Source organism: Gammaproteobacteria bacterium (assembly GCA_011375345.1).
Classification (GTDB): Bacteria; Pseudomonadota; Gammaproteobacteria; order DRLM01; family DRLM01; genus DRLM01.
Genome location: DRLM01000110.1, coordinates 1 through 15,914, shown reverse-complemented (window position 1 = coordinate 15,914; position 15,914 = coordinate 1). Strand labels below are relative to the sequence as shown.

General features: G+C 63.8%; 13 protein-coding genes. 1 reads left to right on the top strand and 12 read right to left on the bottom strand.

What is annotated here, in order from left to right; translation table 11 throughout:
- Positions 1 to 1,305: 1,305 nt before the first annotated feature.
- Complete coding sequence (locus ENJ19_08085) at positions 1,306 to 2,940, top strand: alpha-D-glucose phosphate-specific phosphoglucomutase (protein ID HHM05687.1); 1,635 nt, start codon at positions 1,306 to 1,308, stop codon at positions 2,938 to 2,940.
- A 9-nt stretch (positions 2,941 to 2,949) separates the two neighbouring features.
- Here the strand turns inward: ENJ19_08085 and ENJ19_08080 are convergent, their stop codons facing one another.
- The 12 genes from ENJ19_08080 to ENJ19_08025 all read right to left on the bottom strand — a co-directional run bounded on the left by ENJ19_08080 (position 2,950) and on the right by ENJ19_08025 (position 15,833).
- Positions 2,950 to 4,566 carry a methyl-accepting chemotaxis protein gene (locus ENJ19_08080; GenBank protein ID HHM05686.1) on the bottom strand — a complete coding sequence of 539 codons (1,617 nt, stop codon included), beginning with the start codon at positions 4,564 to 4,566 and terminating at the stop codon, positions 2,950 to 2,952.
- A 395-nt stretch (positions 4,567 to 4,961) separates the two neighbouring features.
- Positions 4,962 to 5,489 (bottom strand): hydrogenase maturation protease, encoded by a 528-nt coding sequence (locus tag ENJ19_08075; protein HHM05685.1) that lies wholly within the window; start codon positions 5,487 to 5,489, stop codon positions 4,962 to 4,964.
- Positions 5,428 to 6,726: a Ni/Fe hydrogenase subunit alpha gene (locus ENJ19_08070; GenBank protein ID HHM05684.1), complete on the bottom strand. Its 1,299-nt coding sequence runs from the start codon at positions 6,724 to 6,726 to the stop codon at positions 5,428 to 5,430. The genes ENJ19_08075 and ENJ19_08070 overlap by 62 nt, the downstream gene beginning before the upstream one ends.
- A complete protein-coding gene (locus tag ENJ19_08065; protein HHM05683.1) occupies positions 6,716 to 7,498 on the bottom strand; it encodes a sulfhydrogenase subunit delta in 783 nt (260 codons plus the stop codon). The genes ENJ19_08070 and ENJ19_08065 overlap by 11 nt, the downstream gene beginning before the upstream one ends.
- A 43-nt stretch (positions 7,499 to 7,541) precedes the next feature.
- Positions 7,542 to 8,375, bottom strand: a complete 834-nt coding sequence (locus ENJ19_08060; GenBank protein HHM05682.1) for a Ni/Fe hydrogenase subunit gamma — start codon at positions 8,373 to 8,375, stop codon at positions 7,542 to 7,544.
- The gene (locus ENJ19_08055; protein HHM05681.1) at positions 8,368 to 9,489 is read right to left on the bottom strand and encodes a sulfite reductase subunit A; all 1,122 of its coding nucleotides are present in this window, start codon (positions 9,487 to 9,489) and stop codon (positions 8,368 to 8,370) included. Before ENJ19_08055 ends, ENJ19_08060 begins: the two co-directional genes overlap by 8 nt.
- A 25-nt stretch (positions 9,490 to 9,514) precedes the next feature.
- On the bottom strand, positions 9,515 to 10,315 hold the full coding sequence (locus ENJ19_08050) for a ferritin-like domain-containing protein (protein HHM05680.1): 801 nt from the start codon (positions 10,313 to 10,315) through the stop codon (positions 9,515 to 9,517).
- Positions 10,312 to 11,160 (bottom strand): squalene synthase HpnC, encoded by an 849-nt coding sequence (gene hpnC, locus ENJ19_08045; protein HHM05679.1) that lies wholly within the window; start codon positions 11,158 to 11,160, stop codon positions 10,312 to 10,314. Before hpnC ends, ENJ19_08050 begins: the two co-directional genes overlap by 4 nt.
- Positions 11,161 to 11,197: 37 nt before the next feature.
- Positions 11,198 to 12,490, bottom strand: a complete 1,293-nt coding sequence (locus ENJ19_08040; protein ID HHM05678.1) for a DNA recombination protein RmuC — start codon at positions 12,488 to 12,490, stop codon at positions 11,198 to 11,200.
- Positions 12,491 to 12,780: 290 nt separating this feature from the next.
- Complete coding sequence (locus ENJ19_08035; protein ID HHM05677.1) at positions 12,781 to 13,980, bottom strand: FtsX-like permease family protein; 1,200 nt, start codon at positions 13,978 to 13,980, stop codon at positions 12,781 to 12,783.
- Between the two features lie 3 nt (positions 13,981 to 13,983).
- A complete protein-coding gene (locus tag ENJ19_08030) occupies positions 13,984 to 15,195 on the bottom strand; it encodes an ABC transporter permease (GenBank protein HHM05676.1) in 1,212 nt (403 codons plus the stop codon).
- 200 nt (positions 15,196 to 15,395) lie between these two features.
- A complete protein-coding gene (locus tag ENJ19_08025; GenBank protein ID HHM05675.1) occupies positions 15,396 to 15,833 on the bottom strand; it encodes a c-type cytochrome in 438 nt (145 codons plus the stop codon).
- Positions 15,834 to 15,914 lie beyond the last annotated feature (81 nt).

Below are 15,914 nucleotides of genomic sequence, written 5' to 3'. Positions count from 1 at the left end.
TGATACCTGTTGGTTTCCTCTATTTCAGCTCTGCCAATGCGGATGTATCTGGAATGGAGTGGAGATGGCCGTGGGTATTTATCGTGATATCTATTGCCTTGAGTATGCCAGCTTACCCGTTTATATCAATCATAGAGGGAACAGGGCGCGTCACTGAGGCTTACCTGGTGAGGTTGGCCCACTATGGGCTAGGTGCTTTGCTTGCGTGGTCATTGATGGCTGGAGGTGAAGGCTTGTATGCACCGGCCATGGCGCCTCTTTCAGTAGCCGTTATTGTTCGCATATGGTTGTATTTTCGCTATCGCAAACTAACTTACTTGTCCAGGCAGGTAAGCAGCGCTTTTTCATGGCGGGAAAATATATGGCCACTGCAGCGAAGAGTGGCAATAACTTGGCTATCTAGCTATATTTTTTTGTATTCGCCAACGTTGGTGGTATTTTATTACCTGGATGCAGGGTTGGCAGGTCAACTCGGATTGTCCATTGTTATTGCTAATGTTATAGGTTCTCTGTGCACTTCTTCGTTAACTGCCAGAGTTCCACGTATTACCCATCTTGTGGTTCAGGGTGATATATGTGACTCTAACAAGATGTTTATTTCAGAGTTTCGCAAAGCTATTACCTTGATAATTCTTAGCTATGGGATTGCTATTCTGGCTATCATCATTGCCGGTGATTCTGTGTTTGTTGGTCGGATATTGCAATTATTTGACTTGGTTTTGTTGTTCTCTACGTTCTTGGTTTTTCACTCGATAAGCATGATTGCTATCTACTTTCGTGCTCGTGGGCGTGAGGTGCTCGCAATAACGTCAATCGGTGCCGCTGTTTTCTCATTTCTTATTTCGTGTCTGGTCGCGAGCGAGTATGGCATTAGTGGTGTTCTTGTTTCGTTTTTGAGCGTATACGGTGTTGTTTGTGGGGTTGGGATATTTGTTGTCTGGAGGTCGAATTATGGCGCGCTGGCTATGCAACGGTAACCTGTAAGCCGCAGAAATCCTGGACGTGAGATATACCGGATCTGGGGTACAACTGTCCTGGAATGGTCAGTCAAGGCGGTCTGAGTCAAACAAAACAGTCTCTGGAATACCCGGGGCGATTCAATATGCTCCGCACCAGTCCCACCGGCACCAATGTGATGGATCTGGTGGTGGGTCTGAAATGCTGATTCCCGCGCGGAGTCTGTTGGTCGTGAGAATGTAACGGAACCGGACTTTGGGGTAGAGTTACGCTATTGTTTTGCGTTGGCCTGTACGCTGGCCCGTCGCTGGACGAATCGTCCCGGTTTTAACACGAGAGTCCGTCGTCATGAAAATACTCACCATCCCCACCACGCCCTTTCCCGATCAACGCCCCGGCACTTCGGGTTTGCGCAAGAAAGTCAGCACCTTTCAGCAGGCGCATTATCTGGAAAACTTCGTCCAGTCCATTTTCGATGCGCTGGAGGGTTGTCGGGGCCAGACCCTGGTGCTGGGGGGGGACGGCCGCTTTCACAATATTGAGGCCATCCAGGTTATTTTGAAAATGGCGGCGGCCAACGGCTTCGGGCGGGTGCTGGTGGGGCGTGACGGGCTGCTGTCCACCCCGGCGGCTTCCTGCGTGATTCGCAAGCACGGTGCCTTCGGCGGCATCATTCTGTCCGCCAGCCACAACGCCGGCGGTCCACAGGGTGATTTCGGCATCAAATACAACGGCAGCAACGGCGGTCCGGCGCCGGAAAAACTCACCGAAGCCATTTATCAGCGCAGCCTGGATATTCCGTCCTACCGCATTCTCGATGCCGCGGACGTTCCTCTGGAGCGTTGTGGCACCTGGCGTCTGGGTGATATGCAGGTGGACATCATTGATCCGGTGGCGGACTACGCCGGGCTGATGGAGAGCCTGTTCGACTTTGGCAAAATCCATGCCCTGTTCAACAGCGGGGTGTTCCATATGCGCTTCGACGCCATGCATGCCGTCACCGGTCCCTACGCCCTGGCCATTTTGGAAGACCGTCTGGGGGCGCCGCCCGGCACTGTCATGCACGGCACCCCCTCGCTGGACTTTGGCGGCTGGCACCCCGATCCCAATCTGACCTATGCCAGCGAGCTGGTGGAGGCTATGAATGCCCTCGACGCCCCTGATTTCGGAGCGGCCTCTGACGGGGACGGTGACCGCAATATGATTCTCGGGCGGCGTTTCTTCGTCACCCCCAGCGACAGCCTTGCGGTGCTGGCCGCCAACGCCACCTTGGTGCCGGGTTACGCCCGGGGGCTGGCCGGGGTGGCCCGCTCCATGCCCACCAGCGGTGCGGTGGACCGGGTGGCTGAACACCTGGGCATCGAATGCTACGAGACGCCCACGGGGTGGAAGTTTTTCGGCAACTTGCTGGACGCCGGGCGCATCACCCTGTGCGGCGAAGAGAGCTTCGGTACTGGCTCGGATCACGTGCGGGAAAAAGACGGGCTGTGGGCGGTACTGTTCTGGCTGAACATTCTGGCGGAGCGGCGCTGCCCGGTGGAAGAAATCCTGCGCAGCCATTGGGCGCGCTATGGCCGGCATTTCTACACCCGCCACGACTACGAAGGCGTGGACAGCGTCCGGGCGAAAAACCTGATGGATGACTTGCGCGACAGGTTGCCGGGCCTGGCCGGCCAGCGCTTGCAATCGCGGCTGGTGCGGGAGGCCGATGACTTCAGCTACACCGATCCCGTTGACGGGAGCGTCAGCAGCTCGCAGGGGTTGCGCATCCTGTTCGAGGACGGTTCCCGCATCATTTTGCGTCTGTCGGGCACCGGCACCGAGGGCGCCACTTTACGTGTTTATCTGGAACGTTTCGAACCCGACGTCACACAACATCAGACCGACACCCGGCAGGCCCTGGCGGAGCTGGCGGGCATCGCCGAACACGTGGCGGGCATCCGGGAGCGCCTGGAACGCGACCAGCCCACCGTGATCACCTGAGCGGCCGGTTCAAACCCGGAATTGCCCCACCAGGTTCTGCAAGTGGGCCGCCAGCTTGGACAATTCCTGGCTGGCGGAAGCCGTTTGCTGGGAGGCGGAGGCGGCTTCGTGAGCCACGTTGCTGATGTTGGTGATGTTGCGGTTGATCTCCTCGGCCACCGCGCTTTGCTCCTCGGCGGCGCTGGCGATCTGGGTGTTCATGTCGCTGATGGTGGAGACTTTCAGTGTAATTGCCTCCAGAGCCTCGCCCGCCTGTGCTGCCTGTTTCACGCTGTCGTGGGCCTTGCCACGGCTTTCTTCCATTACCGACACGGCATGCTGGGCGCCGGTTTGCAGCCGCTCGATCATTTCCTGAATCTCGCGGGTGGACTGCTCGGAGCGCTGCGCCAGGGTGCGCACCTCGTCCGCCACCACGGCGAAGCCGCGGCCCTGGTCACCGGCGCGGGCCGCTTCGATGGCGGCGTTCAAAGCCAATAGATTGGTCTGCTCGGCAATGTCGCGGATCACATCCAACACCTTGCCGATATTGTCGCTGTCCTGCTCCAGCTTCTGGATGACATCGGCGGTGCGTTCCACTTCGGAGGCCAGCGCGTCGAAGGCATCAATGGTGCGTGTCACCACCTGTTTGCCGCCCGCCGCTTCCTGGTCGGCCTGATGGGCTGCCTGGGCCGCTTCTGCGGCATTGCGCGCCACATCCTGCACCGTGGCTGACATCTCGTTCATGGCGGTGGCGAGGTGTTCTCCCTCGCGCTGTTGCTGATCGACGCCGTGGTGGGTCTGGCTGACGATGGTTTGCAGGGCTTCGGCAGAACTCGACAGCTGTCCTGTGGACGTGACCACTTCGCGAATGATGCTGCGTATCTTGTCCAAAAAGGCGTTGAAGCGGGAGACCAGTTCACCCACTTCGTCATTGCCGCTGCCGGGCAGGCGCCGGCTGAGGTCGCCTCCGCCGTTGGTTATGTCCCGCAAGGCGGCCGACACTTTCTTCAGGTGGGCCACCAGGCCCCCCCCCATTACCCAGGCGAAAACCAAAACACCGGCGGAGATGACCACGCCGACAATAACGCTTTCCGCAAAGCTAGCCGTGCCGGCGTCGTCCACTGCCTTGATGTCCGCCATCACTTTCGCCACGCGCTGCTCGTGAAAGGCTTTGATCTTGTCCTGGATGCTGCTCAGGTGTCCGTCCACCAGATCCACCGCGCGCGCGCGCGCCAGCCCGGTTTCACCACGGGCTTTTGCTTCCACCGCGTCCATTGCGGCCACCAGGGCGCTGCCTGCGCCCTGGCCCAGGGCCACCACGTCCTGCTGGAGCGCAGGTGCCAGACGTGCGACTTCGGACAGGTGTTTGTCCAGCACCTGCGCCAGCTTGTTCACCTCATCCAGCACGGTAGCCTCACCGCTAGTGGCGGCAAGTACCAGCACCTGCCTGATCTCGTCAAAAGCGAGCGCAGCGTTCCCCGTGTTCACCAGGGCCGGTACATGCGTGTTTTGCAAGGCAGAGAGGCGTTCTGCGTTGAGGGTATTGGACACGAAGTGGATGATGAGGATGGCCGCAAAGCCCGCAGCGGACACTCCGCCGATCAACATTACTTTGTAGCGCACGGATAGATTGTCTAAAAAGCTCATGAGCGATTCCTTCGAAAGACTGCGCCCGGGAAACGGGTCACCCGCTGCCTGGAGAGAACGCGTGAGCCTGTTCTGAATGCTCTGCGCGTCCGGTCTTCATCCCAAAAGCGGCACGGCGGGCCGGCATGGACCCGGGCATCGGTGAGACCGGTCTGTCCAGGCCAGCCTCAGCCGGCGCAGGCACAGCCCTTGCCGCCGGGCCGGGTGGGGCCCCGTCCGGGGTGACCGCGCTGCATTGTGGCCTCCCACTCGTTCCATTTTTTCATCCCCAAACAGGAGTGTCCCCTGATGCGTTGTGACGGCCTGTTGTTCTGGTCCACCCAACACCGGCTGTATCGACCCGAGGGGAGGGAGCTTTAGAAAACTGAGAACCCCGTCACAGTGGACGGATGAGTTCAGGGAGAGAGAGGAAAACGGAGCCGGCCCGTGCGCTGATAGGCGGTGATGACAGCTTGTATTTCCGCTGCGAGTGCGGTGACGACGCGCTCCTTCAGGCGGGCAGTCCGGGGGGGGGCACCCATTTCCACGCCGTAGATCAACAGTTCCGGCGGCACCTGCTCCAGGGCTCCGGCCAGCGCCAGGGCCTCGGCCACGGACAAACCATGGCTGGAGATGAAGCGGCGCGGGAGACGGGTAAGGTCGGCGGTGGTGAGGCGGTAGATTTCACCGCTGCGGCCACCCGCACAGGCGGCGTCGACGATGACCGCCGCCGGGGCGGTGGCCAGAGCCACCATGAGTTCGGCCATCACCCGGCGGCAGCTCAGCCCCCGGCCCGGCCCGTCCGGGAAGCGGCGGTGCAAGTGCTCCACCACCCGCCAGCCCACATCGTCGGCGCCCGCCGCCGTGCCCACGCCCAGGACGCTAACAGCGCTGCACACGGAGATCGAGGAAATGGGTGGCGCAGGAGATGCAGGGGTCGTAATTGCGGATCAGCTGCTCGCTGAAGCGGCGCAGCGCCTCTTGGTCTCGCGCCAGGCCGAAGGCAGGCAGCGCCGTGCGCAGGTCCTCCTCGATGCGCGCCTGGTTCTGGCTGGTGGGTGGCACGATGCGCGCCCGCCGCACCCGGCCCTGTTCATCCAGTTCATAGCGGTGCCAGAGCAGGCCCCGCGGTGCCTCGGTGGCACCGCAGCCCACCCCGGCGCGCGGCGTCGTTTCCTCATAGGGCGAAGACGGGCGCCGGTAGCCTTCCAACAGGCGCAAGGCTTCGCTCAGGGCGTAATGAATTTCCACCGCCCGCGCGGTGATGCTGTGAAACATATTATTGCTGGGAAACGTCACCCCGCTCTCTGCCACCAGGGCGCGCAGGGCAGCGGGCAGGCAGTCCAGGTTCAGATTCAGCCGGGCCAGGGGGCCCACCAGATACGGCGCGTTGTCCAGCAGGCAGTGGAGCGCGGTGGAGTGGGGATGCTGATGTTCCTCGAAGTGGCATTCGAAATCGTCGGCTGTGATAGCCAGGCCCCGGCTGGAGACGATGCGCCCTTCGTTCATGGGGTATTCACCGCCGTGGCGCAGGGCCACCTGGTTGAAGTCCTGGCGTTGCTCGGGAAAAGGCAGGGAGGCGGTCCAGCGGACCAGGGCTTCCGCCTCCGGCAGGGCGGCGTGGATGCGTTCGCACAGCGCCGCGGCGGCGTCCTCCGGCGGGGCATGATAAAAACCGCCCACCCGGGCGCCCACGGGATTGACCGAGCGCGCGCCCAAAAAGCGGATGATGTCGTTGCCCAGGGCCTGCAGGCGCAGGCCACGGTGCACCGCCCCGGGGTGGCTGCGGGCCAGGGCGGTGATGTCCCTGGCGCCCAGAAAATCCGGCGCCGCCAGCAAATGGATGTGCAAAGCGTGGCTTTCGATCCACTCGCCGCAATAGTAAACCCGCCGCATAGCCCGCACCCAGGGGCCGGGTGTGATGCCCAAAATGGCCTCCAGGGCCTGCACCGCACTCATTTGATAGGCCACCGGGCAGATGCCGCAGATGCGCGCCACCATGTCAGGCACTTCGCGGCAGTTGCGGCCTTCGAGAAACTTCTCGAACAAGCGCGGGGGTTCAAAAATGCGCAGTTTCAGGTCGGTGATGGCCTGGTTTTCGATGCGCAGTTCCAGGGCCCCTTCCCCTTCCACCCGGGCCAGGGCGGGTACATTGATTTCAATCCGGCGCCTATCCGCCATCTTGCGCCTCCCGGGCGGCACGCACGAACTCAGGCGCCGCGTTGTTGATGGTGAGAAAACGCCGGGCGATGGCCCCGGGCATCAGGCCCAGGCCGCTGAAGCGTTGGGCCAGCCCTGTCGGGTTGGGGTTTTCCGCCGGGCCGTAGCAGCCGTAGCACTCGCGCTCGAAGCCGGGACACAGGGCGCCGCAGCCGGTGCCGGTGACCGGCCCCATGCAGGCCTGTCCCTGGGCCACCAGCACACACACCCGGGCGCGGCGTTTGCATTCCAGGCACAGGCTGTCACGGGTCACCACCGGCATTACGCCAAACAACAGGGCCCGCACCGCTGCCAGGACCTGGGCGGTGTTCACCGGACAACCCCACAGTTCCAAATCCACGTTGACGTGGGTGGCGATGGGGGTGGAGCGCTCCAGCGTATGGATGTGTTCCGGCGAGGCGTATACCGCTGCCACCCAGTCTTCCACCTTCGCCATATTGCGCAAGGCCTGGATGCCGCCGGCTACGGCGCAGGCGCCGATGGTGATGAGGTGGCGGCTGTGGGCCCGGATGCGCTGGATGCGCGTCACATCGTCGGCTGTGGTCACGCTGCCTTCTACGAAGGCGATATCCACCTCGGCCTCGGGGTTTACCGGCCCCGCTTCAACGAAGTGCACCAACTCCACCAGTTCTGACAGTTGCAGCAGGCGTTCCCCCGCATTGAGAAAGGCCAGTTGGCAACCATCACAACTGGTGAATTTATATACCGCGACTTTGGGTTTGGCTTGGGTCATAGTGTTTGCTTTGCTGCGATGGGTTGACGCTGGAAGTGTCCCTTCAAAACCCTCTCACCCCCAACAACGCTTTGACCTCGGGATAGGCAAACACCGGCCCGTCCTTGCACACAAACTGGCCGCCGTGCTGGCAGTGGCCGCAATGGCCCACGGCGCATTGCATATTGCGCTCCATGCTCAGGAAAATCGCCAGCTCATCCAGGCCTTTTTCCAGCAAAGCACGGGCGGCGGCGATCATCATGCCCTCGGGGCCGCACATCATGGCCACGGTGCGGTTGGCCTGCAGCCGCAGTTCGTCGAAAGCATCGGTGACCCGCCCCACCCGCCAGGGCCACAGTGCCCCGCCCTGGTCGGCGGCGATGATGACCTCTACATTGGGTTCGGTGGCCCACTGCTCGTAGCGCTCGTGCCATAGCAGGTCGCGGGCGTGTTTGACCCCCTGCATGATGTAGAGTCGGCCGTAGCGCTCGCGCCGCTCCAGAATGTAGTTGATCACCGACACCGTAGGGGCGCAGCCCAGGCCCCCGGTGACGATCATCACATCGCGCCCTTCCACCAGCCGGAGTGGCCAGCCCCGGCCATAGGGCCCGCGGATGCCGACACGCGCGCCCGTTTCCAGTGCCGCCAGGCCCTTGGTGACGCGGCCGACGGCGCGGATGGTGTGATCGTAGAGGTCTTCGTTCTTGGGGTCGGAGACAATGGAGATGGGCACTTCGCCCACGCCATACAGGTAGACCATGTTGAACTGGCCGGGCCGGAAATGGTAGTGGCGCTGCACCGCGGGATCGGTGAAGCGCAGGCGCAGGGTGAAGATGTCGGGTGACTCTGCCACCCGCTCGATGATTTCCGCTTCATGAGGGTGACGGGGGCTAGCCATCATCCTCCCCCGCCACGGCACGCGCTTCTGCGGTGATGTCGATTCCGGCCGGGCACCAAGTGATGCACCGGCCGCAGCCCACGCAGCCGCTGCTGTCGAACTGGTCCCACCAGCTCGCCAGCTTGTGGGTGAGCCACTGGCGGTAGCGGCTGCGGGTGTCGGGGCGCAGGGTCAGGCCGTGGATATAGCTGTGACCCTGGGTGAAGCAGGAGTCCCACTCCCGCGTGTGCTCGCTGTGGGCGCCGTCCAGGGCAGGCTGCTCACTCTGGCTGTGGCAGAAGCAGGTGGGGCAGACCATGGTGCAGTTGCCGCAGGACAAACAGCGCGCCGCGACCTCGTCCCAGCGGGGATGATCCAGGGCGGCAAACAGCCGGTCGCGCAAGGCGCCCTCTGGCAGGCGGCGGGTCTGGACTGCGGCCGCCCTTTCGCTCTCGGCTTGGGCAGCACCGGTTTGCGCCGCTGTGGCGGCCTTGAGGTGCAGACCGGCGACCATGGCGGCACCGGCCTCGGTGCCTGTTTCCACCACAAAACCCTGGTCCAGTTCAGCCAGGGCGATGTCAAAGCCCTGTACCGCCTGCGGCCCGTCGCCGGTGGAGGCACAAAAACAGGTGGTGGCGGGATGGCTGCAGTGCACTGCAACAACAAACAGGTTGTTCCGGCGCGCGGCGTAATAGGGGTCGGGGTGGGGGCCGCAGAGAAACACCCGGTCCTGCACCTGCATCGCGGCAATGTCGCAGGCACGCGCGCCGACGACGGCCAGGGGCCTGGGATCGGGCTTCAGGGGATGGAATTGCAGCTTGCCGTGCCCGTCTTGCTGCGCCCGCCACAGCACCTCGCGGGGGGCGAACAGCAGGGGTTTCAGCGCTTGGGGGCCGTTGGCCCAGGCGAACTGGCGGGGGGAGTCATTTTGCCGGAGACGGTATTCGCCCGGCGCCTGGGCATCCCGGACGCCTTGGGGCAGCTGAGCGCAGTTGCTTATCTCGTCAAAGACAATGACGCCTTCTTTGATCTGCGGGCCGCTGAGGCGGTAACCGGCGGCGCGCAGGGCGTCGAACAGATCCTGAAGGCCTGGGCGGGGCAGAAACCAGGCGTGCTGCTGAGGCGGCGAATCCATGCGTCCCCCTTCGGCGACATTCTGACTACCGGGCGCTCTCCGCCAAGGCTGCCAGTTCCTCCCGTGAAAATCCAGCCCGCAGGCGCGCGTCGATGGAAAAGGGGCCTTTGAGCCGGCCCTTCATGTGACGCTGGAGGAGGGCGCGGAAGGTGGATTCCGGTTCCATGCCGCGCTGCTCGCAGGTCCAGCGGAACCAGCGCGAGCCGATGGCCACGTGGCCCACCTCTTCCCGCAGGATGATGGCCAAGATGTCCGCTGTGGTGGTGTCGCCGGCCTCGCGCAGGCGTTGCATCATGCCCGGCGTCACGTCCAGCCCGCGGGCTTCCAGCACCCGCGGCACCAGCGCCATGCGCACCAGCACGTCATGGGCGGTGTCCTGCGCCATCTGCCACAGACCGTCGTGGGCGGGCAAATCGCCGTAGTCAAAGCCCAGTTCCCGCAGCCGGTGCCGCAACAGAGAAAAATGCCGGGCCTCTTCGTCCGCCACCTGCACCCAGCCGTCGTAGAATTCCCGCGGCAGACCGCGAAAGCGGTAGACGGCATCCCAGGCCAGGTTGATGGCGTTGAATTCGATGTGGGTGATGGCGTGAATCAAAGCCGCCCGGCCCGCGGGGCTGGAGAGCCTGCGCCGCGGCAGCTCCCGCGGTGGCACCAGCTTTGGCCGCGGCGGCCGGCCCGGCTCGGCGACAGGCTGGGGTGGCGCTGCCGCGGCCAAAGCGGCCTTTCCACTTTGCCAGGCGCGGGCGGCGGCGTGCGTCAGCGCCACTTTGGTGTCGGGGTCGGCGGCGGCCAGGCATTGGTGGGCCAGGGGAAACAGGCTGCTCATGGGGTGGGCCGCTCTTGCGGGGGCGGCACTGTATCTTGCGGCAGCCGCAGCGCCCGCCCAGCCAGCCGCAGCCAGTCACGCCGCCGCAGCCGGGGGCGGGAGAACAGGTTTTGCTGGCGTGCCAGGGCATCGAGCACGCCCAGGCCGCCGGCGATGGTGAGGCGGATTTCCCACCCCAGGCGGCCCGGCAGCCGCGTTCCCAGGGGCGCACCGGACAGCATGAGGCTGCGGGTGCGTTGGCGTTGGGCGGCCATGAGCGCCGCCATGGCGGTGTCGCTGATCTGGTCCCGCAGGTGCTGCTCGGTGACGCCGTAGCGGGCCATGTCGTCTTGGGGCAGGTAGATGCGCCGGTTTTCCTGGTAGTCCTGGGCCAGATCCTGCCAGAAATTGATAAGCTGCAAGGCGGTGCAGACGGCATCGGCGTCGCGCAGATTGTCCGGTGTGGCCTGGTGTGACAGATGCAGCAGCAAACGGCCCACGGGGTTGGCGGAGTGGCGGCAATAGTGCAGCACGGCGTCGAAATCGGCGTAGCGCGTTGTGGTCACGTCCATGCGGAAAGCGGTGAGCAGATCCTGAAAGAGCTGCAGGGGCAGGGCGTGGCGGGCAATGACGTCGGCCAGGGCGATGAACACGGGATCGGTGGCGGGCTCCCCGGCGGCGATGGCCTCCAGCGCGGCGCCATAGGCATCCAGCTTTGCGATGCGTTCCCCGGGCGCCAGCTCACCCTCGTCGGCAAAGTCGTCCGCGGTGCGGGCGAAGGCGTAGATGACGGCGATGGGCCGGCGCAGGTATTTGGGCAGCAGCCAGGAGGCGACGGGAAAGTTCTCGTAGTGGGATGTGGCCAGGGCCAGGCAATGCTGGTAGGCCGCCTCGATGTTGGTGTCAGTCTTTGGCATTGGCATCGCCGGTTTCCGGGGTGCTTTCCACCTGGCGCACGCCTTTTTCAAGTTGTTCCAGGTCCGTGAGTGCCTTGCGCGGGGTGATGCCCAGCTCGGTGAATTTGCGCGCGCCGGGCAGGACTTGCCGGTCCAGGGAGCCCACGGCCTTGTTGTAGTGATCCAGGCTGCTGCCCAGGCTTTTGCCCAGGCGGGCCAGGTGTTCGGTGAATGTGCCCAGGCGGCGGAACAGCTCTTCGCCGATTTCGCGAATCCGCTCTGCGTTTTCCGCCAGTGCCAGCTGCCGCCAGCCGTAGGCCACGGCCCGCAGCAGGGCGACGAAGCTGGTGGGGGTGGCGAGGATGATTTTCTGGCCCAGGGCGTATTCCAGCAGCTTCGGATCCTGGTCCAGGGCTGCACTCAGAAATTGATCGCCGGGGATGAACAGCACCACGAACTCGGGGCTTTTGGGGAACTGGCTCCAATAGGCTTTGCCGGCGAGTTCCCGCACCCGCTCCCGCAGCTTGCGGGCGTGGTGTTTGAGGTGCTCTTGTTTGTTGGCGTCGCTGGGGGCGTCGACGGCGCTTAAGTAAGCGTCCAGAGGCGTTTTGACATCCACCACGATTTCGCGCTCGTCAGGCAGGCGCACGATCATGTCCGGCCGCATCAGCCCCTCGCCGGTGGCGGTGCTTTCCTGCTCGTAAAAATCGCAATGCGGCACCATGCCCGCCAGCTCGGCCAGGCGCTTGAGGGTGAGCTCCCCCCACTGGCCGCGCACTTCCGGCCGTCTGAGGGCCTGCACCAGGTTGCGCGTCTCCCCCTGCAGCGCCTGCTGGGTCGCGGCCATGGTTTCCAGGTGTTTGGTGAGCGAGCCGTAGGCTTCCTGGCGTTCTTTCTCCAGTTGCTGCAATTGCCGCTCGGTACGGTTCAAAGCCTCTTTTACCGGTCGCAGCAGGGTGGCGATGGCTTTTTCCTTTTCCGCCAGGTCGCCTTGGGCCTGGAGGTGGTGCTGCTTGAGGTTTTCCCGGGCCAGCTTCAGGAATTCTTCGGTGCTGCTGCGCAAGGCCTGGTTGGAGAGGGCGGCGAAGGTTTCCGTGAGCTGGGTGCGGCCCGTCTCCACCATGGCCAGCTTTTCCGCGTTGGTGCGGCGCTCCACTTCCAGGGTGGCTTTGAGGGTGGCGTTTTCCTCCCTGAGCACGCCCAGGCGCCGCGCCGCGCGCAGCTGTGTGACGAGGGCGCCTGCCAGCAGTCCGGCCAGGGTGGTGAGGATCAAGGCCCATTCGAAGGGGATGGCGGTCATGGGTGGTGCGGCTTGGTTTAAAGCTGCGCATTGTAGCGTACCGGGTGAGTCGTACCGCGAAGAATGCGCGGATTGACAATACGCCTGATTGCGACCAAGAGGGGGGGAATTATGGCGGCATCGATGGCAACCCTCAACAGCGAAGCTTTCCCCGGTGAGCTGTGCGCATTGCTTCAGGAAAAGTCCGGGCAGGACTGTCATTCTTGGGCGCAAGAGGGCGTATTGGTGATGCCCCCTCCTGTTCCCGGATTCCGTTACACTCCATCCGCGCCGCGTTGTTGCTGACGCCATCACTCCGCCCGCAGGGCTTCCAACGGATTCATGCGCGCCGCCCGTTGGGCGGGGGCCACACCGGCGATGAGGCCGATGGCGGTTGCCAGGGTTTCGGCCAGCAGCACATACCACATCGGTGTGTGGACCGGTAACGCCGGTATGGCCCAGTGCAACACTTGCGCACCGCCCATGCCCAAGGCCAGCCCGGCGGCACCGCCCAGGGCCGCCAGCACCATGGCTTCCCCGAGAAACAAACCGAGCACCTGTCCCCGCCGCGCGCCCAGCGCGCGGAGCAAGCCGATTTCGCCGGTGCGTTCGCTCACGGTGATGGTCATAACGGTGAGTATGCCCACCGCGCCCACGGCCAGCGAAATGCCGCCCAGGGCGCCGACGGCAAAGGTCAGCACACCCAGCACTGAGCCCAGCACATCCAGCATTTGTTCCTGGGTGGTGATGGTGAAATCCTCCCGGCCATGACGGGCGGTGAGGGTGCGCTTGATGGCGGCCACGACATCGTTCACTTCCGTTTCCGGGGCGTAGAGCACGTCGATTTCCATCAGGCTTTCGCGGTTGAACAAGTCCATGGCGCGGGCGGTGGGGATGTAAATGGCGTCGTCCATGTCGATGCCCAGCATCTGGCCCTTGGATTCCATCACGCCGATGACGCGGTAACGCGCGCCGCCCACCCGTATGCGTTTGCCCAGGGGGTTGGCCGTGCCGAACAGTTCGCTGCGCGCTTTGCTGCCCAGCACGGCGAAGGCGCGGGGGGTGTCCAGCTTGTCGGGCGGAAGGAAGCGGCCGCTCGCCACGTCCATGCGAAAGACTTCCGGCAGCGCCGGACCGACGCCATAAACGGTGACGCGCCGCCGTCTGGGGCCGTATTCCACCTCGGCGTTCCCTTGCGTGGCGGCGACCACACCGCGTGTTTCCGGCAGTTTTTCCAGGGCCGCGGCGTCTTGCAGACTGAGCGGGCGGACGGTACCGAGGATCCCCAGGGGCGTGCCCAGCGTCACGGTGCGACCAGGGTTGATCATCACCAGGCGGGTGCCGAATTGGGTGAATTCCGACAATACGTATTGCCGTATGCCTTCGCCGATGGAGGTGAGCAGCACCACCGCGGCAATGCCCACGGCGATACCCAGCCCCGTCAGCAGGCTGCGCAGCCGCTGGGCCGCGACGGCGGAGACAGTGAGACGGATAAAGTCGCGGAAAAACACCGCTTAAGTCCGTGCCAGCGCGAGCACCGGATCCAGGCGGGCGGCGCGGCGGGCGGGCAGCAGTCCGAACAACACGCCGCAGCCCAGGGCCACACCCAGGGCCGCCAGCACCGCCCACAGCGGTGCCTGCGCCGGCAGGGCCGGGTAGGCGGCGGCGATGCCCCAGCTCCCGAGTTGGCCCACTGCCAGACCGGCCAGTCCGCCCAGCAGTGACAAGGCCGCCGCCTCGCTCGTGAAAATCAGTTCGATCTGTCGCGGCGTGGCGCCCAGCGCCATGAGCAGGCCGATTTCCCGGGTGCGTTGGGTTACCGATATCAGCATCACGTTCATAATCAGAATGCCGGCCACCCCCAGGCTGATGGCCGCGATACCGCCCACCCCGAAAGTGAGTGCCCGAAAGACCTTGTCAAAGGTGGCGAGCACGGCATCCTGTGTGATAACGGTGACGTCTTCCTCGCCCTGATGGCGGGTCTTGATGGTGTCTTTGATATGCTGCTGCACCCGCGCCATGGCCTCGCGGCTGCGCGCTTCCACCAGGATGCGGAACAAGGACGCTGTGTTGAACAGGCGCTGGGCGGCGGCTACGGGAATAATCACCAGGTCCCCGGTGTTCAGACCCATGGCCTCGCCCTGGGAGGACAGCACACCGATGATCCGGAAGCGGCGGTCACCGATGCGCAGCCACTGCCCCAGGGCGGAATGGGCGCCGAACAACTCGTCCCGGAGGTCCGTGCCGATGACGGCCACCGGGTCGCCGCGGGTGAGATCCGTCTTGGGAAGAAAGCGGCCCTGGGCCATCTTGAAGCGCCGCACTTTTAGAAAATCGGCATTGGTGCCGATCACGGTCACCTCCCGTTCCCGTGGACCGAAGGACACCGGGGCGCTGCCGATGTTGATGGGGGCGATGCGTGTCACGAGGCTGCTGTGGGTGAGCGCCCGGGCGTCGGCCAGGGTCAGGTCACGGGGCGTTTCTCCCAGGAAAGTGCCGGGGTTCACGCCCGCCGTTTCCGAACGACCGGGCAGCACTACAATAAGGTGGGTGCCCAGGGCGGCGAACTGCTCTGACACGTAGCGCCGTGCCCCGTCCCCCAGCGCCGTGAGTACCACCACTGCTGCCACCCCGATGGCCATGGCCAGCAACATCAGACCCGTGCGGACGCGGTGGCCGTGGCAGAGGGCAGTGGCCGTGAAGTGAATGAGGTCTGCGGGGCGCATGCGGGTAATTTAACGCATACCGGTGAGGAAAGTGTGCCGGGAAGTACTGCGCGGTTATTGTTTGTTCAGGGGGATGAGCAGCTGTTTTTTGTGCGGATCAACCCGAAAAGAGGAGCGCAGCGGCACTCATTCCACAAAGGTGGCGGCGTAGTGAGGCACCGCTCCTGTCTGGATTCGGGAGCGGGCGGTCAATCATCCCGTCAGAAATTTGGAGTGGGGTCCAGGGACAAGATGTAGTCCACCAGTTGCTCAATATGCTCACTGGACACCCGTTTCTCCAGCGGCGGCATGCCGTCACCGCCTTTCCAGGTGGTCCATTTCCCCACGCTGCCTTTTTTCACGCTATCGATGAGCAGGGCGCGGGCCGCTTCGCGGGGGGCGTCTTTGTAACGTTCGGCGATGGCGGACCAGGAAGGGCCGATGACTGTGGCATTGATGCGGTGGCAGTCGATGCAGCCGTTCATGCGAGCCAGGTTGAACAGGGCGTTTTCCACTTGGGCTTTCTCGCTTCCGCCCGAGACCTGGCTGTCGCAGGCACTGAGGAAAAAGGCGGGTATTGCGCACAGTACGAGAATAAAGGCGTGTTTCACAGTCTGGTCCTTGGGTATGGTATTGAAATTGGGCGGGGATGGTAGCACAGCTTTGAGCGTCTAATCCCCCCGCCCTGCTTTTTTCAAAGAAAGGGGGGCGGTGCATCGGCGGTGATTTTACCGCCGATG